Annotated in this window: 19 protein-coding genes and 2 riboswitches; of the genes, 7 read left to right on the top strand and 12 right to left on the bottom strand. The window is 39.9% G+C overall.

The window, feature by feature from the left end; all coding sequences use genetic code 11:
• Nucleotides 1-8: 8 nt before the first annotated feature.
• From BM000_RS08100 to BM000_RS08080, 5 genes are all read right to left on the bottom strand, one after another.
• Nucleotides 9-887, bottom strand: a complete 879-nt coding sequence (locus tag BM000_RS08100) for a carbohydrate ABC transporter permease (protein WP_091496692.1) — start codon at nt 885-887, stop codon at nt 9-11.
• 3 nt (nt 888-890) lie between these two features.
• Nucleotides 891-1,871, bottom strand: coding sequence for a carbohydrate ABC transporter permease (locus BM000_RS08095; protein WP_245751609.1), 981 nt, complete (start codon nt 1,869-1,871; stop codon nt 891-893).
• Between the two features lie 14 nt (nt 1,872-1,885).
• Nucleotides 1,886-4,825: an extracellular solute-binding protein gene (locus BM000_RS08090; RefSeq protein ID WP_245751608.1), complete on the bottom strand. Its 2,940-nt coding sequence runs from the start codon at nt 4,823-4,825 to the stop codon at nt 1,886-1,888.
• 153 nt (nt 4,826-4,978) lie between these two features.
• Complete coding sequence (locus BM000_RS08085; RefSeq protein ID WP_091496690.1) at nt 4,979-6,316, bottom strand: ABC transporter substrate-binding protein; 1,338 nt, start codon at nt 6,314-6,316, stop codon at nt 4,979-4,981.
• Between the two features lie 532 nt (nt 6,317-6,848).
• The gene (locus tag BM000_RS08080) at nt 6,849-7,625 is read right to left on the bottom strand and encodes a 3D domain-containing protein (RefSeq protein WP_091496688.1); all 777 of its coding nucleotides are present in this window, start codon (nt 7,623-7,625) and stop codon (nt 6,849-6,851) included.
• A 262-nt stretch (nt 7,626-7,887) separates the two neighbouring features.
• On the opposite strand from BM000_RS08080, the gene BM000_RS08075 reads away from it, so the two are divergent.
• Nucleotides 7,888-8,628 (top strand): MurR/RpiR family transcriptional regulator, encoded by a 741-nt coding sequence (locus BM000_RS08075; RefSeq protein ID WP_091496686.1) that lies wholly within the window; start codon nt 7,888-7,890, stop codon nt 8,626-8,628.
• Nucleotides 8,629-8,839: 211 nt separating this feature from the next.
• On the opposite strand, the gene BM000_RS08070 is transcribed toward BM000_RS08075, so the two are convergent.
• Complete coding sequence (locus BM000_RS08070) at nt 8,840-10,294, bottom strand: glycoside hydrolase family 1 protein (RefSeq protein ID WP_091496684.1); 1,455 nt, start codon at nt 10,292-10,294, stop codon at nt 8,840-8,842.
• A gap of 114 nt (nt 10,295-10,408) precedes the next feature.
• The gene (locus BM000_RS08065) at nt 10,409-10,966 is read right to left on the bottom strand and encodes a nitroreductase family protein (RefSeq protein WP_091496682.1); all 558 of its coding nucleotides are present in this window, start codon (nt 10,964-10,966) and stop codon (nt 10,409-10,411) included.
• Nucleotides 10,967-11,145: 179 nt separating this feature from the next.
• Between BM000_RS08065 and BM000_RS08060 the strand changes: the two genes are divergently transcribed.
• From BM000_RS08060 to BM000_RS08045, 4 genes are all read left to right on the top strand, one after another.
• A complete protein-coding gene (locus tag BM000_RS08060) occupies nt 11,146-12,327 on the top strand; it encodes a galactokinase (RefSeq protein ID WP_091496680.1) in 1,182 nt (393 codons plus the stop codon).
• The gene (gene galE / locus BM000_RS08055) at nt 12,327-13,328 is read left to right on the top strand and encodes a UDP-glucose 4-epimerase GalE (protein WP_091496678.1); all 1,002 of its coding nucleotides are present in this window, start codon (nt 12,327-12,329) and stop codon (nt 13,326-13,328) included. Before BM000_RS08060 ends, galE begins: the two co-directional genes overlap by 1 nt.
• 313 nt (nt 13,329-13,641) lie before the next feature.
• Nucleotides 13,642-15,126 carry a UDP-glucose--hexose-1-phosphate uridylyltransferase gene (galT, locus tag BM000_RS08050; RefSeq protein ID WP_091496676.1) on the top strand — a complete coding sequence of 495 codons (1,485 nt, stop codon included), beginning with the start codon at nt 13,642-13,644 and terminating at the stop codon, nt 15,124-15,126.
• Nucleotides 15,127-15,146: 20 nt separating this feature from the next.
• Nucleotides 15,147-16,190 carry an aldose epimerase family protein gene (locus tag BM000_RS08045; protein WP_091496674.1) on the top strand — a complete coding sequence of 348 codons (1,044 nt, stop codon included), beginning with the start codon at nt 15,147-15,149 and terminating at the stop codon, nt 16,188-16,190.
• 88 nt (nt 16,191-16,278) lie between these two features.
• Here BM000_RS08045 and BM000_RS08040 read toward each other — a convergent pair whose 3' ends face one another.
• The 4 genes from BM000_RS08040 to BM000_RS08025 all read right to left on the bottom strand — a co-directional run bounded on the left by BM000_RS08040 (nt 16,279) and on the right by BM000_RS08025 (nt 21,746).
• The gene (locus tag BM000_RS08040) at nt 16,279-17,481 is read right to left on the bottom strand and encodes an ROK family transcriptional regulator (RefSeq protein ID WP_091496672.1); all 1,203 of its coding nucleotides are present in this window, start codon (nt 17,479-17,481) and stop codon (nt 16,279-16,281) included.
• A 188-nt stretch (nt 17,482-17,669) separates the two neighbouring features.
• Entirely contained in the window at nt 17,670-19,454 is a 1,785-nt protein-coding gene (gene ade, locus BM000_RS08035) for an adenine deaminase (protein ID WP_091496670.1), read from the bottom strand.
• A 94-nt stretch (nt 19,455-19,548) separates the two neighbouring features.
• Nucleotides 19,549-19,649, bottom strand: a riboswitch (purine riboswitch).
• The gene (locus BM000_RS08030; protein ID WP_091496668.1) at nt 19,644-20,498 is read right to left on the bottom strand and encodes a Cof-type HAD-IIB family hydrolase; all 855 of its coding nucleotides are present in this window, start codon (nt 20,496-20,498) and stop codon (nt 19,644-19,646) included. It overlaps the preceding riboswitch by 6 nt.
• Nucleotides 20,499-20,762: 264 nt before the next feature.
• Nucleotides 20,763-21,746 carry a ring-cleaving dioxygenase gene (locus BM000_RS08025; protein WP_091496666.1) on the bottom strand — a complete coding sequence of 328 codons (984 nt, stop codon included), beginning with the start codon at nt 21,744-21,746 and terminating at the stop codon, nt 20,763-20,765.
• Between the two features lie 167 nt (nt 21,747-21,913).
• A riboswitch (TPP riboswitch) is annotated at nt 21,914-22,029 on the top strand.
• An 81-nt stretch (nt 22,030-22,110) separates the two neighbouring features.
• Between BM000_RS08025 and thiW the strand changes: the two genes are divergently transcribed.
• Entirely contained in the window at nt 22,111-22,599 is a 489-nt protein-coding gene (thiW, locus tag BM000_RS08020) for an energy coupling factor transporter S component ThiW (protein WP_091496664.1), read from the top strand.
• Nucleotides 22,600-22,642: 43 nt separating this feature from the next.
• Here the strand turns inward: thiW and BM000_RS08015 are convergent, their stop codons facing one another.
• Nucleotides 22,643-23,938: a hemolysin family protein gene (locus BM000_RS08015; protein ID WP_091496662.1), complete on the bottom strand. Its 1,296-nt coding sequence runs from the start codon at nt 23,936-23,938 to the stop codon at nt 22,643-22,645.
• 164 nt (nt 23,939-24,102) lie between these two features.
• On the opposite strand from BM000_RS08015, the gene BM000_RS08010 reads away from it, so the two are divergent.
• Nucleotides 24,103-24,939 carry a MurR/RpiR family transcriptional regulator gene (locus BM000_RS08010; RefSeq protein WP_091496661.1) on the top strand — a complete coding sequence of 279 codons (837 nt, stop codon included), beginning with the start codon at nt 24,103-24,105 and terminating at the stop codon, nt 24,937-24,939.
• The last annotated feature ends 3 nt before the right edge of the window (nt 24,940-24,942 follow it).

Raw genomic sequence — 24,942 nt, 5'->3', positions numbered from 1 at the left:
CTTCCCTCCTATTCTTTAATACCTGAAGATGACATGGTCTGAATGATGCTTGCTTGGGAAAACAGGAAGATGACAATTGGCACAGCCATAAGCATTAACGCAACCGCAGCCGCAGCACCAGCCCTCGCAATTCCACCTTGAATAATTTGCCCCATCGCATAGTTCATCGTTTTTAGCTCTTCACTATAGATAAAGTTACCACCATCTGTCCCCCAGAGCTGTTGGAACAGTAAGATAACTAGCGTCAACCACGCTGGCTTAACAATGGGCATGACAATTTGCCAAAAAATTCGATATTCACTAGCCCCATCAATGCGCGCAGCCTCTAATAGCGTATCTGGAATCTGTTCCATAAACTGCTTCATTAAATATAAGCCAAGCGAGAAAGCAAATGACGGTACAATGACGGCCCAATACGTATCGACCCACCCTAAAAAGGACATGGTCATATAGTTAGGAACTGCTGTGACATGTGGGGAGAACATTAACGATAGCACAACAATGGTAAATAGAATATTTTTTCCAGGAAAATGATGTTTAGCCAATGGATATGCTGCTGCTGCTGATAAGATAATATGGCCAACGGTTCCTACAATCGTAATAAATAATGTATTAAAAATGTAGCGCGAAAACGGCACCCACGATGTTGCCATCAAATTAAATAAATCGACAAAATTGTTAATCGTCGGATTTCGGACGAGAAAACGTGGTGGGAATAAAAAGATTTCATCTAACGGTTTAAAAGCATTATTAATTGTATAAATAAGTGGCAAAGCCATAAAAGCACCAAATAAGCCAAGTACTATGAAAATCAATAGCGTCCCAAACCACGAACGATTAACTTTTCGTTTCGGACGTGTTCTTATTTTTTTCAGACGGAAAGCCATGCGTTAATCCCCTACCTTTCGCAGTAGCCGTTGGACAACAAGGTTAGACAACATCATAATTAGGAAAAGGATGGTTGCAATTGCAGATGCATAACCCATTTCAAAGCGAATGGTACCGTAGTCAATTAAATGGGTGACAATGGTGTGCGCGGCGTATTGCACACTTGGAAAACCAGCCAGTGCCATTGACACATCTGCTACTGCAAACGACATCGTAATTTGAATAACCGCGCCAAACATTAGCTGTGGCTTCATTGACGGTAACGTAATAAACCATAGCTCTTGATAACGATTACGAATACCATCTATTGCCCCTGCTTCATATAAGGTAAGATCAATATTTTGTAAACCGGCAATAAAGGCGAGAAAACTTGTTCCTAAACTAAGCCATAGTTGCACAACCATGACAATTGCTAGCACATACTTAGCATCATGAAGCCACTGAATTGGCTCATACACTATCCCTAAGCGCATAAGCATGCCATTAGCATAGCCATAACTGTCACCCGAAAAAATAATGAGCCAGATAAAAAAGATATTGCCCGAGATTGACGGGGCAAAAAAGATTAGTGTTAGAAAAGCGCGTAGCTTGGGACCAAACTCATTAATTAGCCAAGCAAAAATAAAACAAGCAATATAGCTTAACGGTCCAGTAATCGCAGCGAATAATACGGTATTCTTTAAAGAAATGAGAAAAACATCATCCTCTAAAAATAAGCGCGCATAGTTATGCCAGCCAACCCAACGTGGGAACTCAAGCATATTAAAGTAAGTGAAGCTAACAACAATTGAAATAATAACAGGGAGCACGGTAAACATGAAGAACAAAACAAAGTAAGGCGCCATCAATACATAAGAATGCTTATGCTGCTTTAGATTCACCTTAACCTTTTGGAACAGAGATTGCTCTCGTTTCCGTTTTTGTTCTCGGTTACGATCATGGAGCATTGGCAAGTCTTCGTCTAAAACCTTTGATTGTAACAAAAGAGATCAACCTCCTATTCTAAAGGTAATTCAAACTCTGTTCGTTTCACTCTGATTTCATCATTAATATAAATAATATAGTCTGTTAATGATTCACGCGGGTTAGTTCCGTTATTAACAACTTCACGGAAGGCATTATCTAAATGACGCCCAGTGAAGTATCCACCGGGAACTTCTGGCACACCATGTACCCATTGCCATTGCTCCTCTAAACGTTGATAATCCTTTACTGGCCATGGTAATTCTTGTAGTGCTTCGACATTCGCCGTTGGGTAACGCGCCGCAGCCCCCATTAACCCTTCCATTTCACGCCCGAATCGAACTTGAACATCTTTATCCGTCCACCACTTTAGAAATTCCCAAGCATCCTGTTGGTTTTCGGCCTGTTCCATAATAATGGCAGAACTCCCTGTACTACTAACATCTCGCCGGATCGTACCATCGACCTGTTCAATACCGGGAATCGGCACAAATTCCCATAATCCACGAATTTCAGGAGCTGATACTGATAAGTGATTATAAAAGGTATAATCAGCAATGCCAATGGGCATCTCACCCGTTCTAAATCGATTAGGAAAATCAAATTTTAAAGGTAATTTATAATTCGTATAAAGACTGGTCCACTCACGAAAAGTCTCTAAGGCAATTCGCTCATCAAGTGCGCTTTCAGTATCATTATCTCGATAAAATTCACCATCCTGTTGATAGAGCATCATAGCAAACGTTTGATTTGGAATTAAATTTTGGACCTCACCAGGAAATTGCGGGTCTTGAACCAATGGTAATGCTAAATCCATATGGTTCTTCTGCAACTCAGGAATTAGCTCAATTATGTCTTCCCACGTGTTAGGAACCTCTAGGTTTAGTTCTTCTAAGATGTCACGCCGATAGAATAGCATGCTGAAAATTTGCTGTTCTGGCAGGGCGTAGACACCCCCATCAAATCGATAAGGCAGTACTGCACTTTCTCTAAATCGTTGTTCAACAGATTGATAGTCATCAAATTGAGTTAAATCGACGACTGCATTACGCATCGCATAGTTAACTGGGATTTCATTTCCAATTTGCATAGCAACGTCTGGTCCTTGTCCAGCTAATGTTGCCGGCAGAAGTACATGCATCTGCACAAGCTTCAAATTAACGTTAATACCTGTCTCTGGTGTGAATGTATCATCGATCATCGCTTTTAGAACTTGTGCTTGATCTCGACCTGTACCAATCCACACAGTGATGTTATCTACCTCATCATCTTCCTCAGCAACATTGCCAATGGTGTTATAGTCTTCGATAAATGAATAAAAGAAGCTACCCATTTCATGTGCTGCTTTTCTAATAAAACCGACATCTGCTTTAGGCATGGTTTGATCTGGTGATGCAACAATTAAATAGTCAATTTCTAGCGGCTGTTCTCGAACTGTTAAAATCCAGGTCCCCAAGCCTCCAACATTGATTCTAAATGAATCTAATCGACGTTGAATCGTTTCGGGTCGTTTAACAAAATCCTCTAACTGATAGGCCATTGTATTGAGAATTGCCGTTACATCACTTGTTTCACCAGTGACTTCTGCAAGCTGGTCGGCAACTCCGTAAAGGATTTCGCTCTGTCGCTTAAACACCTCTTCCATTTCAGGGATGTTCTTAACTAACTGATAATCACGATAAGGATCTGGTGCTACACCTGTGATCATGAGGATATTGCGATAAATGGCATTTAACTCAAGCACACTTGCCTCAACCGTTCTAAGTAATGGCGCAATTTCTCCGAGAGTAACCTCTAGTTTAATTTCATTTAGTCCTTCTTCTAAGTAAAACAAATAAGGCTCCTCTTCACCTAACACGTTCAGATTCCAGCTATTGTGATAGTAAAACGGGATGTTCTCGACCTCTTTAAATGGAAGTTTACCATTAATAAACAGCTTTCTTGTGGAAAAGACACCTCTTAGAGTATTTTGTTTATATTTAACACCAAGCTGATAAATGCCAGCTTCAGGTACATCAACTTGCCAAGAAAGCCACTGCCCCGGCCAGCGCCAATTGTATCCACCAATGGTATTCATTCTGATCTTCGAGATATGGTAAGGCTCAGTCGCTGGACTCGTTCGATCATTAATTGGATATAAGGTTGGAGCCGATTTTAAATTTGCATCTTCACCTTGGATCTTTAATAAAAACCCGGCTGTTTCCTCAACAGCTAATGCTTGGTATGACGCAAGCTGCTCTTGATAGCTCAGCGGCTCTTCAGCTTGATGTAGCTTAATATATTCAATGAGCATCGGTTCTCGTGAAGATTGCAGGGTAATCGTGTTCAAACCAAGCTCGAAATAGAATAAATAAGGCTCGGTATAATAACCATCAGAATCATGAAGATTAACAGTTTGCCAATGCGGATTTTCAACCTGACGCGGACGCAATTCGTTATCTCGATTATCACGCTCAATCTCATCACGTTCATTTTCCCAAATCCTTGGAAACGTTAACGTTGCTGCTCCTTGAAAAGGAAGCTGTCCGTTGATGTATAGCTCCCGTTCAATTGATGAGCTTTTTCCTTCGATCGGATAATACTTTATTTCAATATTGTAAAGACCAGGTTGATCGACCTCGACTTCCCAATGAACTGAACCGATCTCATCCGTTTTTATACTTGGATTTACCGCCCCAGAAAAGGGGTCGAAACGTTCAACATCCATTCCATCTGCTTCTTGATAGTCAATCGCCTGTACAATTATTTCATCCGCAGGTCGCGTTTTGTCCTGATGCTCTACTAAGTAATTGGCATACATATCATCTCGTGCTCCTGCAACAATCTCATCCCAATTAGGCTCATTTTCGTCAGCATTCACAGTAACTTCAAGCCCAAGCAAGCTGGACTGAAATGAAGAAATGCAGATAATGAGCACACATAAGCAAATAATAGTTCGCTTGAGCTTCTGCATTAAATGGTGATGACTTAACATATAACGCTACCCCCAATCCAATTTTTTATTGGATATCCTCTACATAGAACGCTCCCGCGCTAACGATTTAATTAATCGCTTTACGGGAGCAATAATAGTTAACTCAACCTAGCACTAAGCCTCTATGCACAAAGGCGTTTAAAAAATAAGTAGCTAGTTTCCAGTAAAGGCATCAACAAGAGACTGCGCTTCTCCAATAACACTTGTTACCGCTTGAGAAGGTGACTCTGCACCAGATGCAATGTTATCATGCATTTCATAAAACGCATCACTTATGCCGTAAGCTCCCCAGTAATTCGCGGCAATTTGGTTAAGCATTAACGTAGCTGTGTCTACGGCTTCTAAACTAGGCATAACCATTTCAAACCATTCGACAACATCTTCTCCTGAATATTCCCAAACCTGCATATCTTCCCAAATTTTATAAACAATATCAGCATCCTCGACACCTTTCGGAATAACTAAGCCCTCGACATTATTTACTGGTGTTTTATAATCTTCAACTTGAGGACCCTTTGGCCAAAATACATAGCCCCATTCAAAAGGCGTTTCCGCTCTGCCTTCCGCTTCCCAAACAAACCCTTGTGTCATGCCTACTAAACCTTCAGTAAAGTAACGGCGTGGATCTTCCCAGTTGTTTCCTTCATTCTCTTTAATCACTCTATTTTCATTATACAAAGCAGACATAAATTCATAAGCTTCAATTGCATTAGCAGAATCGATCGTAACCTGACCCGTTGTTTCATCCAAATATTGGCCACCATTGGTAACAACCAGATATTCTCCTAGCATGCTTGGATCAGCACTTAATCCGTATGTTGTGCCATCCGTTAAGCGAATTGCTGCTTCAAGCATTGCATCCCATGTCCAATCACCTGCTTGCTGTAATTCAAAGGGATCTGGCAAACCTGCCTGATCAAACATTGTTTTGTTATAGTACATGCCTCCACTTTGATTAACCTGGTGACCGAACATATACACATTCCCACTAATTGTGTAAATATCTTGCAGAGCTTGTGATAGCTGTGATTCGTTTAAATCTATAAGTTCATCTAACGCGTATACATAATCTTGCTGAATCAACGGCGCAACTTGGTTAGCATCTAAACCAACAATATCTGCAAATGGTTCACCAGCTAAAATTGTCGAGGTCAATTGGTCAACTTTTTCTTCCCAAGGGACAACAACCCATTCAATTTTAACGTTGTACTTTTCTTCTACCTCATGCCAGCGCTCAACGGTTAAGTCACCGATTTCTGTCCCACCCTCTGGTGTCATATCCCAATGTTGGGCAATCCGAATAACCCGACCACCTAAATCATAGCTTTCTTCTTCTACGGCAGGCTCTTCTTCACCTTCATTATCCACTTCCTGTTCTTGTTCTGGATCACCTTCATTCGCTGATGGTTCATCATTACCGCCACATGCTACTAACCCCACTAATGCAATAATTAAAAAGAATGCCAACATGGAAAACTGTAAGTTCTTCATTCTAAGAACCCTCCATTACTTTATTTTTTTAGTTTGTTACTTAATAAAAAAATAAACGATTACACATTCACACCGTTATGCTTCACCTCCTTAGTTTAGGGGTTTTAATCCCCTATCCATCTTTGCGATGTGTGGTTTAGTTTGTGAAAAACTTAATAATTAACATCCGTTTACTTAATTATTAAGCTAATCCTAAACTTAATAAAATTATTCTATATTGTAAACGCTTACATGTCAACGAATTTTTTTGTTTTTTGGTTAATCAAAGTTAATTATTCTCATTCTTAAACAAAGAACTGCTTAATTTAGTTTATGCAATTAGCTCGGCCATCTATGAATTAAATCTTAATCATAGTTGTTCATCGCCTTTGTTATAACAGCTTAGCAATAGACATAAATGCCCTTTTTATATCAGGATATGCTTAGCAATAACCTTGACGATAACTTAACTCCGTTTTTTAATGCGCAGACTGGTTATAATCTAAAAAACACCACCTAAGCAATTTTTGCTTAAGTGGTGCTAAATGCTTTATTATTCAAGTATGGTAACAGTTACTTCTCGTACACCCCAGTTAATGGCTTCATCACGTGTTGGGACATGAATATCTATCTTGTTACCTTTAATTGCTCCTCCGACATCACCAGCAACGGCTTCTCCGTATCCTTCAACATGGACACGGGTTCCTAATGGAATAACAGACGGATCAACAGCAATAACTTTCATATTACGATCTTCGTTTAAGTTTAATCCTGTTGCCGTAATACCTGTACAACCATCGCACTCTGCTGTGTATGCTGTTGCGCTCATTGTCATTGTTTTTTGATCACTTTGACCAGTAGATTCATTAGTATTACTAGATTCTGCTTCTGTCTGCTCAACTTCATTTGGTGTATCAACTGGTGCTGATGCAGGTTGAGCCGGTTCTCCCTCAGGGTCATAATCGACCTCTGAGGCATTTGGATAAATGACTAACTCATTACCCGTAATAATGAGATCTGACTCAAGTTTATTCCAATCCATTAAATCTAGCACTGTGACCTCATAATCTTTAGCTAAAGCATACAGGGTATCACCCCGCTCGATTTTATGATATATAGTTTCTTCTACTTGAATAACTTGACCTGGGTGAATAATGTCTGAATCAAGATCATTGAGCTCCCGTAACGATGAAATAGTTGTTTCATAGTCACGTGCAATTTGCCATAAACTGTCTCCTGATTCTACTTCATATTCTTGTGCATGAAGTGTAGCTGGTATAACCGCCGATACAACTGTAGCAGTTATAAACGACATAACCATTTTCTTCATTTTTAATTGCCTCCTTTTTGTTCAGCAGATTTCATGATAATACAAAACTAAGCTTCGTAGGTTACACGGCGATTAAAGGTTAATGAATTTAGAGCGACTTCTTGTTACATTTGTCATTGTGGGGCAATAAATCATGATTTTATACATCTTTTTGTTATTTTTTTTACGGAATTCATGCATTTAGCACATTTAGTTGCGTCTTTGAAATGGGATTGTCTATAATTAAATTAGAATAAATAGTACGTTAAGAGGTGAATTATTTATGTTTATTAGTGAGCAAATTGCTAGTTTTTCAGATCTTGACCATAAATTATATAGCTATATCATTAGGCATTTAGACCAAGCTATTTATATGCGCATTCGCGATTTAGCAGCTGCCACAGGGGTATCAACAACTACTATTTTACGTTTCTGCAAAAAAGTTGGGTGTGATGGCTTTGCCGAATTTAAAATTAAGCTAAAACTTTATAAGAAAGAACAGGATGCAGATAATGATGGGCATGTAATTGCAGGAGAAAAAAGCCTGACGGAGTTTCTAGAGCGGACATTGACGCGCGATTTTGAGGAAGAGATTATAAATATTGCCAAAGTAATTGCCAACTCGAAGCGCCTTGTCTTCACAGGGGTTGGCAGCTCAGGCATTCTAGCTGAATACGGCTCACGATATTTCTCTGGTCTAAAAAAATTTGCATTCTATCTTAAAGATCCTTTTCTGCCGATTCATGAACAATATATTGAAGACAGTGTGACGATTGTGTTATCTGTTTCTGGAGAATCCCAAGCTACCCTCTCACAGGTTCATCAATTTAAGCAAAAAGGTAGTGTTATTGTCAGTATTACCAACGATGCTAATAGCTCTGTTGCAAAGGTATCCGATTATAATCTTGCTTACTACGCTAGTACAGAGTTTATTGGGAATACCAATTTAACAACCCAACTCCCTGTCATCTATTTAATTGAACGACTGGCAAAAGCAACTTACTTTGAACTACAAAAGACATAAGTTGAGATAAACGCTAATATAACTGCTTAGATGCGGATATTTCTGCTTAAGCATGGATTTAGCTGATCTGGATGCGGATATTTCTGCTTAGGTACGGATTTAGCTAGTCTGGATGCGGATATTTCCGATTTGGCGCGGATTTAGCTGCTATTTTTGCTAGCAATATAAAGAAAGCCGCCCATTATACAATGGACGGCTAAACGCTTTTAAGCTATAAATTATTCGCTACTCTGTCTATTAAACCATTTGCCTTAATGACTTCCTGATACCAATAAAAGCTTTTCTTCTTAATTCGACGCAAATCCTTTGGTCCGTCTTCATCACGATTAACATAGACAAAGCCATAGCGTTTTTGATAGCCATTAAGCCAGCTCAATAAATCGGTAAATGACCAGGTGCAATACCCAATAACCTCAACACCATCGGAAATTGCTTCTTGGATTGCCTGAACATGAGACTCCAAGAAGTCAATCCGGTAGTCGTCATTGACAATATCGCCGTCCTCTAATGTATCAAAGGCGCCTAGACCATTTTCAGTAATAAGTACTGGAAGCTGATAACGGTTAGCAATTCGTCTTAAGGCAACACGTAAGCCCTTCGGATCAATTGTCCAATCCCAATCGGTTGTTTTTAGATAAGGATTTTGCACATGCTTGAACAACCCTTGTAGACCAGATTCTTTGGAGGACCCTTTTTTACCAGTTGTATTCATCGCTGCTTCGCCAACCCCATCAAGCGGATTGCTTTTTACGGTAGCTGTTTGGTAATAATTCAATCCCATAAAGTCTGGCTTAGCCAGCTTCATTAGCTTAAAATCACCTTCGACAACATCAGGTGCTAAACCTTCCGCCTCTAGGTAGTTCCAGATCGCACGTGGATACTCTCCCCATGCATAGATATCCATCCACCAATGTGAATTTAATTCTTCAGCATTTTCAGCAGCAATCACATGGTCAGGGTTGCTATCAAATGGGTAGACAGGCGAATAGGCAAAGCTTGCCCCGATTTTACCATCCTTAACAACTGTTCTAAACGTCTCAATTGCTTTAGCGTTGGCAATGTTTGCAATATGATTAGCCTGATACATCCGTTTTAAATCCTTTACTCCTGGAGGGTGAACCGCTTTTTGGTAGCCTAGGCCAATAAAAATATTCTGCTCATTTAAGGTCACCCAGTATTTAACCCGATCACCATAGCGTTTAAAGATGGTTTCGCAATAGAAATTAAAATCCTCAATAATTTCACGTGACTCCCAAGCACCATAGGCATCCATTAGTGCTTGAGGCACGTCCCAATGATAAACCGTTACAACCGGTTCGATATTATGCTTAATTAATTCATCAATTAAATCGTCATAAAATTGCAGGCCGGCTTCATTAATCTGACCGCGCCCTTCTGGTAGAATGCGTGCCCAGGCAATTGAAAAGCGATAAGCCTTTAAGCCTTGCTCCGCCATCAAAGCAACATCTTCTTGATAACGATTGTAGTGATCTACGGCAATATCACCGTTTGTTTCTTTAAAGGTTGTACCAGGGATTTTAGTATAAACATCCCATACTGATGGCCCCTTACCATCTTGGTCATGTGCGCCCTCAATTTGGTAGGCAGCAGAGGCTGAACCCCACAAAAAGTTATTTGGAAAGGCTTTCAATTGTTTATGTTCCATTAGAAGTCTCCTTTATTAAATTATTTCTTATCTTCAGCCATTATAACGTATTTGTCCACCAAAAAAAACCACTCTAATTAGAGTGGTTTCTTATCTAATTTGAGAGGTTATAAACTAGTTAAGTTCTGTAATTCGTTCTTCTACATCAATTCGCGGCCTTGCCTTAGGTACTTTTTTAGGATAACCAATTTGAACCATACCAACAAACTTTTCTCCTTTGTTAATACCAATTAATTCTCTAAATGCAGGGTCATCAGTTAGCGGCCCAGTTTTCCAGACCATTCCCAAACCTTTTTCCCAAGCTAATAAGCTGAGGTTATGGATAATTAAGCTTGTGGCAGCATAGTCCTCTTGATTTAACTTTAGAATATGATTTTCTTCCATTAACACCATTAAGAATACTGGTACTTGTTTAAAGGTTTGATAAGCCTTTTGAACAGCACTGTCTCTTTCCTCACCCTGCTTCCCCTTACCCATGTAGTCTCCAGCAAGCTGAGCTAACTGTTCCTTTGTCTCCCCTGTGATAATGACAAATCGCCATGGCTGTGTCATTTTGTGATTCGGAACCCAGATAGCTGTTTTTAGCAGTTCCTTAACTTCTTTAGGCTCGACTTCTCGATCTTCAAACATTGAAATTGAGCGTCTTTCTTTAATAATTTGTTCAAGCTTCACTTCAATCCCATCCTTTCTCCCCTTTGTTGCAGTAAGTATAGCATATCTTTTTTAAAATACGCAGTCATGCACTTTAGACTAATTACATCACTAAAAAATTTATTGCTTTTAGCTTCTTTTCATGCTAGAATGTAATTAATAAATTAATTTAATTAAGTAGAAGGGGATGTGTGCTATTTATGAAGCTTGACACACTCATAGAACAATTTAAAACTCGATTTAAACCGGTCCAGCCAGTTCATACTTTTTTTGCACCTGGACGGATCAATTTAATTGGCGAGCATACCGATTATAATGGCGGCTATGTCTTCCCTGCTTCAATTTCATTTGGTACCTATGCCATTGCAGCAAAACGTGATGATCGCAAGGTTCAATTTTATTCAGTGAACTTTGAGGATAAAGGCATTATTTCAGTTAATCTAGAACAGCTAGACTATAACAAAGCAGATAATTGGGCCAACTACCCCAAAGGAATGATTAAAGCATTTATTGATGAAGGGTTTGACATCAATACCGGGTTTGATGTGCTTATTTACGGCAACATTCCAAACGGTGCTGGGCTATCCTCCTCTGCATCAATTGAACTTGTAACAGGTGTCCTTCTTGAGTCACTTTATCAGCTCAACATTGATCGCATTCGCATGGTTCAGCTCGGGCAACAGGTGGAAAATCACTATATCGGCGTAAACAGTGGGATCATGGATCAATTTGCAATTGGGATGGGCAAGCAGGATCATGCTATTCAATTAGATTGCAATACCCTTGATTATCAATATGCACCAATTGAACTTGGAAATTATGTTATTATCATTATGAATACGAACAAACGACGTGAACTAGCAGACTCTAAGTATAATGAACGTCGCAGTGAATGTGAACGCGCGTTAAAGGAATTGCAAGAGGTGTTGCCCATTCATAGCCTTGGTGAGTTGACAACAGATCAGTTTGAGACCCACAAAGATGTGATTAAAAATGCTACCGAGCGCAAACGGGCTAAGCATGCTGTCTATGAAAATCAACGGACTAAAGATGCTTTAGTTAAACTGCAAAGTGGTGACTTAATTGGTTTTGGTCAGTTAATGAACCAATCTCACCAATCTTTAAAGCAAGATTATGAGGTAACAGGTGTTGAATTAGACACATTAGCAGAAACAGCTTGGCAGCAAGCAGGCGTTTTAGGAGCAAGAATGACTGGTGCGGGTTTTGGCGGTTGTGCCATCGCACTTGTTGATAAAGCACAAGTTGATTCCTTTAAAGACCAAATAAAAACAATCTATACCAACAAAATTGGCTATGCCCCTACCTTCTATGAGGCAACCATCGGGGATGGCGCAAAAGAACTGACAGGAGGCAATATTTAATGAATGTTCTCGTATTAGGTGGTGCAGGATACATTGGCTCACATGCAGTCTATCAATTAATTGAACAAAACCATCATGTTATTGTCATTGATAATCTTTCAACCGGTCATCATGAAGCTATTCACCCAGAAGCACAATTCTACCAAGGGGACATTCGTGAAATTGATTTTTTAAGAGAGGTATTTGAACACGAACAGATTGATGCGGTCATCCATTTTGCTGCAAACTCCTTAGTAGGCGAATCAATGGAGAATCCCTTAAAATACTTTGACAATAATGTGTACGGTACACAAGTTTTATTACAGGCCATGCAAGAGTTTGGCATTAAGAACATTGTCTTCTCCTCAACAGCTGCCACGTATGGTGAGCTTGAATCTGTCCCTATTACAGAGGAGATGCCAACTATCCCTACTAACACTTATGGTGAAACAAAGCTAACGATGGAGAAGCTAATGCGCTGGTGTGAACAGGCATATGACATGCGCTATGTATCGCTTCGCTACTTTAACGTGGCAGGGGCACGTGAGGATGCCGCAATTGGAGAAGATCATGATCCCGAAACACACCTTATTCCGATCGTGCTACAAGTAGCATTAGATCAAAGAGATTTTATCACGATCTATGGTGAAGACTACCAAACAGTGGATGGCACCTGCATTCGAGATTACATCCATGTCGAGGATTTAATAGATGCCCATATCCGTGCCGTTGAGTACCTTCAAAATGGTGGCGAAAGTAATATTTTTAACCTTGGTAGCTCACAGGGCTTTTCGGTAAAAGAAATAGTCAAAGCCGCTCGTCAGGTTACTGGCCATCCGATTCCAGAAAAAATTGGTGAAAGACGCGCTGGTGATCCAAGTACGTTAATTGCTTCATCTGCTAAGGCGCAAGCAGTGCTTGGTTGGTCACCTAGCCGAACAGATATTACTACAATTTTAACAGATGCTTGGCGCTGGCACCAACTACGCCCACAAGGTTATCATAATCGCACTAAGCAATAGTGAACCGTTAATTAGTGAGCGTTTCACTGAAAGATAACACCACAGGCATGGGAATGCGTTTACTCGCCCTATCGAAAACATTTGCACCTAAAGGCTCGACTAAAATACAGTCTCTTAATGCATCAAGCTTTTCCTGACTGTTGATCCCCCGCTTAGCCTGCTCAAATACTTCGCATACGCTTGATAGGGGGATACAGTTAGTTAATAAGCGATAAAAGTTAATTGCTAGTCGTAACCATGATTTGAAATGTGTGCGATCATAGTTTTATCACTTTTAAATGCTAAATAGATTTGCACCGAACGGAGGATAACCATGATTGAACAAAGCATTGAACAGCTCATTAATAAGAGCATTGAAGCCGGACTGATTGAAGAACGCGATCGAATTTACAGTCGTAATCAACTAATTGGCTTATTAAAGCTGGACAGCTTTACCGAGCCTAATACACTGCAAAGCGAGGCTTCAATTCCTGAGCTTCTCAATCAATTAATTAATTATGCTGTGGAGCACTCGGTAATTGATAGCGCCCTAGACGATAGAGAAAAATTAGATGCGCAGCTAATGAATGTATTTTTATCAAAGCCATCTGAAATTAATCATACTTTTTCAAGGTTATACATGCAGGACCCTAAGAAAGCAACAAATTACTTCTATCACATGAGTCAAGTTAGTCATTACATTCAGACAGAACGTATAGCGAAAAATATTCATTATCAGGCGGAGACGGCCTATGGAAAGCTTGATATTACCATTAACCTTTCCAAGCCTGAGAAGGACCCCGAACAAATTAAGCGGGAGCGTCAACTGAAGCAAGCTGTGAAATACCCACAGTGCTTGCTCTGTAGAGAAAATGAAGGCTACGTTGGTAGAACAGGACATCCGGCGCGCTCGAATCACCGAATTATTGATCTTGAGTTGGATAAAGAAGCGTGGTTCTTTCAATATTCGCCTTATGTTTATTACAATGAACACAGTATTGTCTTTGCCAAAGACCATCGCCCAATGGTTATCGCCAAAAAGACATTTAAACGCTTGCTTGATTTTGTGGCGCAATTCCCCCACTATTTTATTGGCTCTAACGCTGATTTACCGATTGTAGGTGGCAGCATTTTAAGTCATGATCATTATCAAGCTGGTAATTATACGTTTGGTATGACAGAGGCAGCAAATTTGTTCTCATTTGAGTTACAAAATTATCCAAATATACAGGCATCTGTCTTAAATTGGCCAATGTCTGTCATTCGATTACGCCACCCTGAACAAGAACAACTTGTCCAAGCTGGTGACGCTATTTTACAAAGCTGGCGGAACTATAGTGATGAGGAAGTTGCAATTAGAGCCTATTCTGACGATACGCCACATAATACCATTACCCCAATTGCGAGATACCGTGATGGCTATTTTGAATTGGACCTGGTCTTAAGGAATAACCGAACAAATAAAGCGCACCCAGATGGTATATTTCACCCTCACCAAGATGTTCATCATATAAAAAAGGAGAACATTGGATTGATCGAAGTGATGGGTTTAGCTGTCTTACCTCCACGACTTAAGCCTGAGCTCGACCAAGTTAGCGCCTATTTAACAGAACAGTCAGACTCAATCGCAGACTATCATCAAGCATGGGCAGACCAATTAAGAGCCGAGACGGACATCACGCCAGAAAACGTTCAAGGGGTTATTGAAGAAGCATTAGCCAAAAAATTCACTCGCGTATTAGAGGATTCTGGTGTGTTTAAATTGAATATAGAAGGGGAAGCGGCATTTAAGCGCTTTATTTCATTTCTAAACAGCTAAAAAACAGGAGGAAGAAACAAATGAAAATGACTTCAACGCCTTTGCAGGTGGATGGTAACCAATGGACAGAATACACACTGACTAATACAAATGGCATGTCCGTTAGTTTTTTAGATTTTGGTGGCATCATCACTTCAGTAAAAGTTCCTGATCGTAACGAAACATATCAGAATGTTGTCATTGCCTTTGATGACTATCAAGACTATTTAAATAACACCAGTTATTTCGGCGCACTAATTGGGCGGGTAGCCGGTCGAATTGATCATGCTAGCTTTAAGCTTGGTGAAAAAACTTTTTCTTTACCAGCTAACGAGGGCGACCACCATTTACACGGGGGCCAAGTTGGTCTTCATAATATCGTTTGGCAGGTTGAACTACTTGAGCGTGCATCAAGCTTAGCGGCGGTTCTCTATCACACTAGTATAGATGAAGAGAGTGGTTACCCTGGTACAGTTCAATACAAGGTTACTTATACACTGACTGCTGAAAATACGTTTGAGATTGATTATGAGGCATTTTCTGATCAGGATACTGTATTAACATTAACAAATCACACTTACTTTAATCTTTCAGGCGATCTTGAAACAGATATTCTGAATCATCAGGTGATGTTAGATGCTGATCAATTTGTTGAGCTTGATGACGCGTTGATTCCAACTGGCCGAATCTTACCCGTAACAGGTACAGCATTTGACTTTACCAGTGGTCGACCACTTCGTGATGGTGTTAACAGCATTGATCCACAAAATATCGTTGCTAATAATGGTTATGACCATTTCTTTATCTTTAATAAGCAACAAGCAGCAGATGCTATTCTAACTGATCCTGTAAGTGGCCGCGTATTAACGGTTAAAACAGATCAACCAGGTGTTGTGATGTATACATCGAATGGGCTGGATGATTCCTTTAAGCTTAAAGAACGGCTCTCTGCTAAGTACTTAGGTGTGTGTTTAGAAACACAAAGCTCTCCAGCGTCATTGGTTTACGATGGTTTTCCAACCATCTTGTTAGGTGCACATGAGGTTTATCGAAAATCAACCACCTTTACCTTCTCAGTGCTATAAGCGTAACAGTAAAATGCGCATCGCTGCATACGTGCTTATCAAGTAAGCGATTTGTATGCAGTGATGCGCATTAATTATTCTTTAGAAGTTAGAGCTCCAATTCTCCGTTTTTCGCAAAAAGCTCAACTAGGATAAGAGCAACTGCACCGAGCGCCGTAGCATGATCCCCTAATTCAGAAACAGTAACAAGCGTATCCTTTGCTGCTCTCGTTAACACCCGCTCAGCAATAGTTTCTTTAATGATTGGCATTAAATACGTGTTCGCCTTCATTACCCCACCATTTAAAATGATTTGACTAGGATTGATAGTATGGATTAAATTCGTTAAACCAACACCAATGTAATAGCCGGTCTCGGTAAGAATCTTTTGTGCAAAAGTATCACCCGCTTCGGCTGCTTCGAAAACATCAAAGGCGGTCACATCGGTTAAGTCAGTTAGTGACGTATCCATGCCCTCTTTAATAAATTGCTTCGTTCTAGTCGCAATAGATGGCCCAGAGATAACCGTTTGCCAACAGCCATAATTTCCACAGCTACAGCGCGCACCATTTAAATCTATCGTCATATGACCAATTTCTCCCGCAATAAACGTCTCTCCATGATACAAGTCGCCCTCTATCACTACCCCTGCTCCAACACCAGTACCAATATTAACAGCGACTAAGCGATCGTAGCCCTTGCCCTGTCCAAACCAAGTCTCTGCCAACGCAAGCGCTCGTGCATCATTTTCCACCTTTACCATGTATGAAAAATGGTTGGACAAAGCTTCTGCAATTGGCATATCACGTAAATTTAGATTAGGTGCATAAAGAGATTCCCCCTCATTTGCGTCTACAACACCATGCATAGCAACACCAATTCCAATAATATGATCGCTATACTTCACATGATCTGTTACCATTGCCTCTGTTACATGAATAAGCTGTGTTAAAAATTGTTTATCCGTAATTGGGAGTAGCAGCTGATGCTGTGCATTGGCAATAATTTTTCCTGATAAGTCAGTTAGGATAAGGTCAATTTGACTTGGACCAGCATCGATTCCGATCATATAATACGCTTGCTGATCAATGACTAGCATGGTTGGCTTCCGTCCACCCTTCGAAGTGCCTTGGGTACTTTCTTTAACAATCCTCTGATCAATTAGCTCTTTAACTAAGGAGCCTACAGTTGGCGGAGTTAATTGCGTGTCTTTAGCAATTTGCGCTCGGGAAATCGGTCCTTCATTTAAAATCTTAGTCAGAATAATCGATTTATTTAATGATTTCATTCCTTTAAAGCTACCACGTTGCATAGTTGTATCTCCTATCGTTCAGTTCATCTAATAGTCTATTTTAACATGTAAGTTAACTTAATTAAAGAACCTACTCATAGAATTAATGGTAAATGGAACTTAGCTCATTGCACTATTTAAATAGAGAAACAGAGATAATCTAAAGTAGCTTTAAATTATCTCTGTTTTTTTAAAATTAAAAATGACATTTAGCTATTAACAACATCAATTAATTGAAAGGTTGTCACATCAACTAAGCCACGATTTGAAATACGAATATCTGGTATGACTGGTAATGCAATTAGTGAAAATGTCATAAACGGTGCATGAATTGGGCAGCCCAATCGCTTCCATGCTGCTTCTAATTGTTGAACCTGTTCAACAACCAGCTCAGCGGGGTGATCTGACATTAGCCCTGCAACAGGCATTGGAACCTCTGCAATCACTTTACCATCCTCTACCACTAGCATGCCACCACCTAATGCAACTAGCTTGTTTGCGGCTATTGCCATATCTTCATCGTTAACACCCATAACCAATAAATTGTGGCTATCATGCGCGACCGTGGAAGCAACAGCCCCTCGTTTCAATTGAAAGCCATGCGTAAACGCTAACGATCGATCACCTGATTGATGATGGCGATCTAGACAAGCTAACTTAATAACATCCTGATCCAAATCGGCATGAATATACCCGTCATGATCAGCTGTTAAGGTAAATTGTCCCCGTTCTGTTCGCGCACTATTTTCAATAATATTAATCACATTAGCACTTACCTGTTGGTTCCCCTTCACTCCTTTGAAATGAAAGTCCTCTGCCGTCAGTGTTCGTTTAACATGAATGGATTGTTTAATATAGTCAGGATACCGATAGGTAGGTATATCTTTAACAATGGTGCCATCCTTCGCCACAATTTCACCATTGGCAATGACCAACTGTGGGTTCATTGTGGTTAAATCATCAAGTACAATAATATCCGCAATTTTACGTGGCGATATACTGCCATAGTCATCTGCTAGCTTAAAATACCTCGCCGTATTTATCGTAGCTAACTTAATGGCTGTGACAGGATCTACGCCCTCTTCAATCGCACGTCTTACAACATAATTAATCTGTCCCTTATCCATTAATGTTTGTGGGTAGATATCATCCGTGACAAGCATGATCTGATCAGTCTGAATATTGTCCTCTGTAATGACCTTAATGACCTCTTTAACATCCTGCCAAGCAGAACCTTCTCGAATCATGACGTACATCCCTAACCTTAGTTTTTCTAGGGCTTGCTCCTTGGTCACCGTCTCATGGCATGAATCAACACCCGCAGCTAAGTATGCTTGGAGCATCTCAGTACTGCCCTCGGGGAAATGTCCCGTTACCGTTCGCCCAGCGGCAATGGTTGCGTTAATCTCCCCCATCATTTTTGCATCTCTGCCAATCACACCGGGGAAGTTCATGACTTCGCCTAAGCCAACGACATTCGGCCATGTTAAGCCCTCTTCGACATCAGCAACCGATATTGATGCTCCTGCATCCTCTAAGCCATCTGTTGCAGGCACACACGATGGAAAGGTGGTAAACACATGCAAGGGTAACCTTGCCCCTTCCTCATGCATAAGCTTCACGCCATCTTTACCAAACACATTGGCCATCTCGTGCGGATCCATAAAAATACTTGTCGTTCCTTTCGTTAATGCAATTCGGGCGAATTCAGTGACGGTTAGCATTGTACTCTCGACATGCATATGACCATCCATCAAGCCTGGCGCAATAAATTTACCCGCTAACTCAATTATCGTTGTGCTCTTTCCAATTGTATGATCTGCCTTACCGACATAGGCAATTCGGTTTTGGTAGATGGCTACATCAATATTTTTATTTAATTCACCAGTAATAACATTAACCAAGGTTCCGTTTTTCAACACAAGATCGGCAGGCTGTTCACCTAAAGCAACCGCAATTAATTGTTCATTTATTCTAGATAATTGACTAATCATTTCTAACACCTTCCTTAAAGTTTTTTAGCTGTACAAAAAAAGCCTAGGTTTACTAGACTTCATGGATGCACAAAAACAAAAGGGTAGTGTTTGCACCTTCAGCTTATGTACATGTAGTCCAATGATTTACGGTCATCCGGTAGAGACGCTTATGCCCATCCATAAGCTTATACATGCGGATCTATTCATTTATTTTGTTAAAAACCGACTATAAAGGTAATGATAAACCCCTTCTTCATCACACGTGTGTGTTGTCACATCAGTTGCCAAGTCTTTAATTTCTTTAGGTGCATTTTTCATCGCTACTGCTTCTCCAGCGAGGGCGAACATTTGCACATCATTAAAACTATCGCCCATTACTAATATATCGGCAGCATCTATAGCTAGTTCAGCCAAAAATTCTTCAATTGCTGTTGCTTTATTCTTTCCAGCTACCATCAATTCAATGTTATGAGGTGTAGAGGACGATGTTGAAAACGGTAGCGTTTCTTGCAGACTTGCTAAAACAGCACCCCATGATTGGATATGTGCTTGCTCCTTGCTAAAAAAGTAAAATTTTGAATATTGACCTTCTTCAATCTTATCTACCCATTCAATTGCTTGTTCCATTGATTCTAAGCGCTCTGTCCACTCGTTGATACCAACACTTTCAGGTTTTGGTTCATACGTCTCCTTCGAGAAATAAGGATAATCCTGACGCTCAGCTAGACACGCCCCCTGCGTTGGAAACAACTCATAATAAACTTGATGTGTGCGTGCTTTGATAATAACTTCTTTGACCAGCTTTACTGGCAGCGTGTACTCAAATAGCTTGCGTCCAGATAAATAACCAGACATACCGTTAGAGCTTATAAAACCGTCTATTTCAAAATCGTCCGGAGCTGTTGGATAAATTTCTTCATTTCCTCTACCTGTTGCAACAAAGACCTTTATACCTTTTGCCCTAATTTGTTTGATCACGTCTTTCGTGCGTTCAGTTACTTGATTGTCATGGTTAAGTAACGTACCATCCATATCTAGAAAGATTGCTTTCGGTGTTGGCATGTTCATCCCCTCTTTCTCTATAATTAAAAACTAGTATAGCATGTTTAGAAACATTCGTAGTATTTTTTAAAAAAATTAATTCTTTGCAAAAAAACAACCCACAGATAATGGGTTGTGAAAAAAGTGGTTGATTACGATAAATGATGCAAATAGGAATCCATCATTTTAGCCCTTTACGCGTACTATGCTTTATTTATTAGCGGTATTAAATGCGATTTTGCTACCTACCTCAACTTTTCCGTAACTTCTCTTGCTTTTTTAGGTTTATCCGCGACTTCTCTTTTTTGTATTTAGTGGTTTAATGGTCGCTTCTATCTCAGCTCTTCTATCTTCTAAAAACGGCGGCAAAGCAAGCGTTTCTCCAAGTTGGTCAACGGATTCATCAACAGCAAACCCTGGCTCATCCGTCGATAATTCATACAAAATGCCATTAGGCTCTCTAAAGTAAAGTGCTTGAAAATAATATCTGTCGACGATCCCGGAATTAGGCATACGTTCTCCTTTGACGCGCTCAAACCATTGATTTAACGTTTTCTTATCCTTCACACGAAATGCAACATGATGAACACTTCCACGTCCCGGCCGTTCACGTGGTAAGTCTGTTCTCACTTCAATATGAACCTCCCCACCTGTTCCACCAGCGCCTGTCTGGTATACCTCTACATCAGGCTGACCATCTTGATAAGCAGGGTAGCTACTAACATGCTTAAACCCCATGACATTGACCAAAACTCTTTCAGTTGGCACTAATTCTGGAACGGTTAGCCGGACTGGTCCTAATCCAGTAATCCCATACTCTTGTGGGACATTGCCCTTTTCCCAAGGGATCCCCGCTTCAATCCCTTGATTATGTTGATCCGAGACTAGCATTAACCGTTGGCCTTCAGGATCGTCAAAGAAAACAACGGCACGACCCAATTGTTGCTCAATGCCCTGATGCTTTACATCATAGTGATTAAACCGTTCAACCCAATAAGCTAACGCTTGATCATTGGCTACTCTTAAACCGGTTAGCGATATACTATTATTTCCTCGGTATGTTTGCCCAATACCTAACATTTCAAAGAAGGTTAAGTCTGTTCCCGGACGACCTATTTCATCAGCATAAAACAAATGATACATATCGGGAGCATCTTGATTCACTGATTTTTTTACCAGTCTTAGACCAATAACATCAGTATAAAATTGATAATTGCGTTCTGCACTTGCAGTTAACGCCGAAACATGGTGAATGCCTAATAATTGCATGAATTGAACCTCCCTAATTATTACATCATCATTACCACTACTATAGCTAATTATGCTTCCATCTTAACTAACTTTAGTATAACCTGAAATTATCTCGAATTCAAGATAAATATTTTTCCCCTTCTCAAACTAACTTAAATATGTTATGCTTTCGTTAATTAAATAGCTTTGACTACTAGGGGTGCCCATCTGTATGGGCTGAGAGAAAAGCGCGCTAAAGCTTTTTAACTCTTATGGACCTGATCTAGTTTATACTAGCGGAGGGAAGTAGTATAGTTACTCTATTTCTATTTATCAGGTCCTGTCTTTAAGCTATTTTAGATAATTTTAATTATCTAATTGACATTAAAGGAGGGCTTTTCTTATGAACAAAACAAAGCAAATGACGGTGATGGCTGCCTTTATCGCGATTGGTGTGTTAGGTGCTTCATTCTTGTGGTTTCCTACTGGAATTGCACGTGCATTTCCAGTCCAGCATGCGTTAAATGTCATTAGCGCCGTCGTACTAGGCCCGATTCCTACAGTAATTATTGCATTCGGGGTTGGTTTAGTTAGAAATCTTCTCGGTTTGGGCACATTACTTGCTTTTCCTGGCGGGCTAGCCGGTGCTATCGCAGCTGGGCTTTTTTTTCGAATGCGCAAAACAACTACGGCGGCTATTGTGGGTGAAATCATTGGGACTGGCATAATCGGCTCGTTATTAGCTATCCCAGTCGCACGCATCTTGATGGATCAAGCGGTTGGCGTCTTTGCATTTGTACCTGGATTTATCATAAGTAGTTTGGTCGGATCAGTAATTGCCGCATTAGTTTTACCGAAAATTAAACCACTTTTAGAAAAAGAAACCATTTAACTTAAAAAGTCTGATCTAGCAACGTTGCTGATCAGACTTTTAGCTAGTTAATGCTGACATGAATTTTTTCAATACGCTTGTCAGAAACCTCAACAATGCTAAAGGTTATATTCTTATAAACATGCTCTGCCTGTTCATCTTGTTGCGGGATCCGGCCAAATTGATTAATTAAAAACCCATTAATGGTCTCGTGTTGACCGATTGGAAGCTCAACACCGAAGTACTCATTAAAATCAACGAGGTGGGTCTTGCCCTTTACAATTGCTTCGTTAGCTGTTATCCGTTCAATATCAAGCTGGTCCTCGTTAATGCCATGCTCACTTGAGATCTCACCAACTATCTCTTCAATTAAATCCTCAATGGTAACTAAACCATGCGTGCCACCATACTCATCAATTACAATCGCAATATGTAGGTTTTCCGCCTGCATCATCCGAAACACTTCGTCAATTGATTTTCCATTGATGATAAAATAAGGCTCACGCATAATACGCTCAAGAACAAAGCTGTCAGATCCACTTGTTAAAAGGGGAATTAAATCTTTTGTGTGTAAAATACCAACTACTTGATCAATATGCTGATCATAAATTGGATAGCGGGTATATCTTTCTTCACTAACTTTTTTAATAATATCTTCTATACCCGCGCGAACATCAATTGCAGATATAGCTGTCCGGTGCGTCATGACGTCTGATACACGCTTATCATTAAACTCAAAAATATTATGAATCATCATTTTTTCACGCGTATTAATTGTTCCCCGCTCTCCACCAATATCGATCATCATCCGAATCTCTTCTTCGGTCGCTTCATCATTCTGAGCGTTTGGATCGACACCAAATAACCGCACAAAAAGATTAGTTGAAGCATTTAAAAATACCACAATTGGGAGGCTTACTTTAAACAGAATAGTAATGGGCTTAACGACAAAACGTGCGATTGTCTCTGCCTTTTGTAACGCCAGCTGTTTCGGTACAAGCTCTCCAAAAACAAGGGTGAAATAGGATAGCAAAATAGTAATGACAAAGACTGCAATGGTATTAATAGCCGGTAATGATAATGGCAGCCCCCATTCATACAAGAACTCAGCGACCGGCGCCGCAAATGTATCAGCTGCAAATGCACTGGCTAAGAAACCAGCTAAAGTTATTCCAATTTGGATGGTAGCGAGAAAACGCCCAGGTTGTTTAAGTAAGCGATTTATCAATTGAGCTGTTTTATCTCCCCGGTCAGCTTCTCGCTCAATCTTATTATCATTTAGCGAAACAAGCGCGATCTCTGAAGCCGCAAAAAAAGCATTTAATAGAATTAAAACAATTAAAATAATTAATGATCCCATTTTTTAGTTAATTCTCCTTCTTACCCATTGGTACTTCCATTATATCTTTGCTCAATTTTATTTGTCACGTTTTGATCTTTGACAATTAACAGTCAAATATATATTGTAATTTGACCATTAACATTCAAAGTGGTATAGTTGACTTAACAAAAAGGAGTGAAAACATGCATGATCATTCACACCACTCACTTAAGCCATCAATCCAAATTGAACAACATAAGCACCATTTTACTAAATCCGAGCAAAAAATTGTCCATTATATCTTAACCAATCACGAGAACATTATTTACGACTCTTTAACTGAGCTGTCGGAAAACAGTGAGGTTGCTGAAGCAACAGCGCTACGATTTTTTAGAAAAATAGGCTTTAGTGGATTTCAAGCATTTAAACTGGCATATGCTCATGAACAAACTTATCGCCAGCAAGAAAGCGCATTAGATTACGTTGACCAAATTAAAGCAAATATGGTGACAGCTATTGAAGAATCTTACCATTTAGTGGATCAAACGCAGTTGGATCAAGCCGTTAAGTTGATTAACTCAAGTAATGATATTGTTGTTTTTGGAATTGGCGCTTCTGGAATTGCTGCATTAGACATGCAGAATCGTCTTATGCGAATTGGAAAGAATATTGAAGTTATTACAGATACACATGCCCAAATTATGCGTGCTACTTCGTCGAAAGCAGATACGGTAATTATTGCGATTAGCTTGACCGGAAGTACTAAAGAAATTATTGATAATATCACCATTGCAAAAAATAAAGGAGCAAGTATTGTTGCTCTAACGAACTATTCAAAATCACCACTGACCAAGCTTGCTGACATCGTCTTATTATCGTCTGCAAAAGAAAATCCCCTTGATCGTGGCTCACTTGTCTCTAAAATATCTCAGCTCTACCTTATTGATCTTATTTGTACGGGCATAACTATTTTAAATAGTGAGGAAGCTGAACGAATTAAACGTGAAATCACTGAAAACACCACCAATAAGCTCTTCTAGGAG

The organism is Amphibacillus marinus, assembly GCF_900110345.1.
Classification (GTDB): Bacteria; Bacillota; Bacilli; order Bacillales; family Amphibacillaceae; genus Amphibacillus_D; species Amphibacillus_D marinus.
This window is presented reverse-complemented; position numbering and strand designations above follow the sequence as displayed.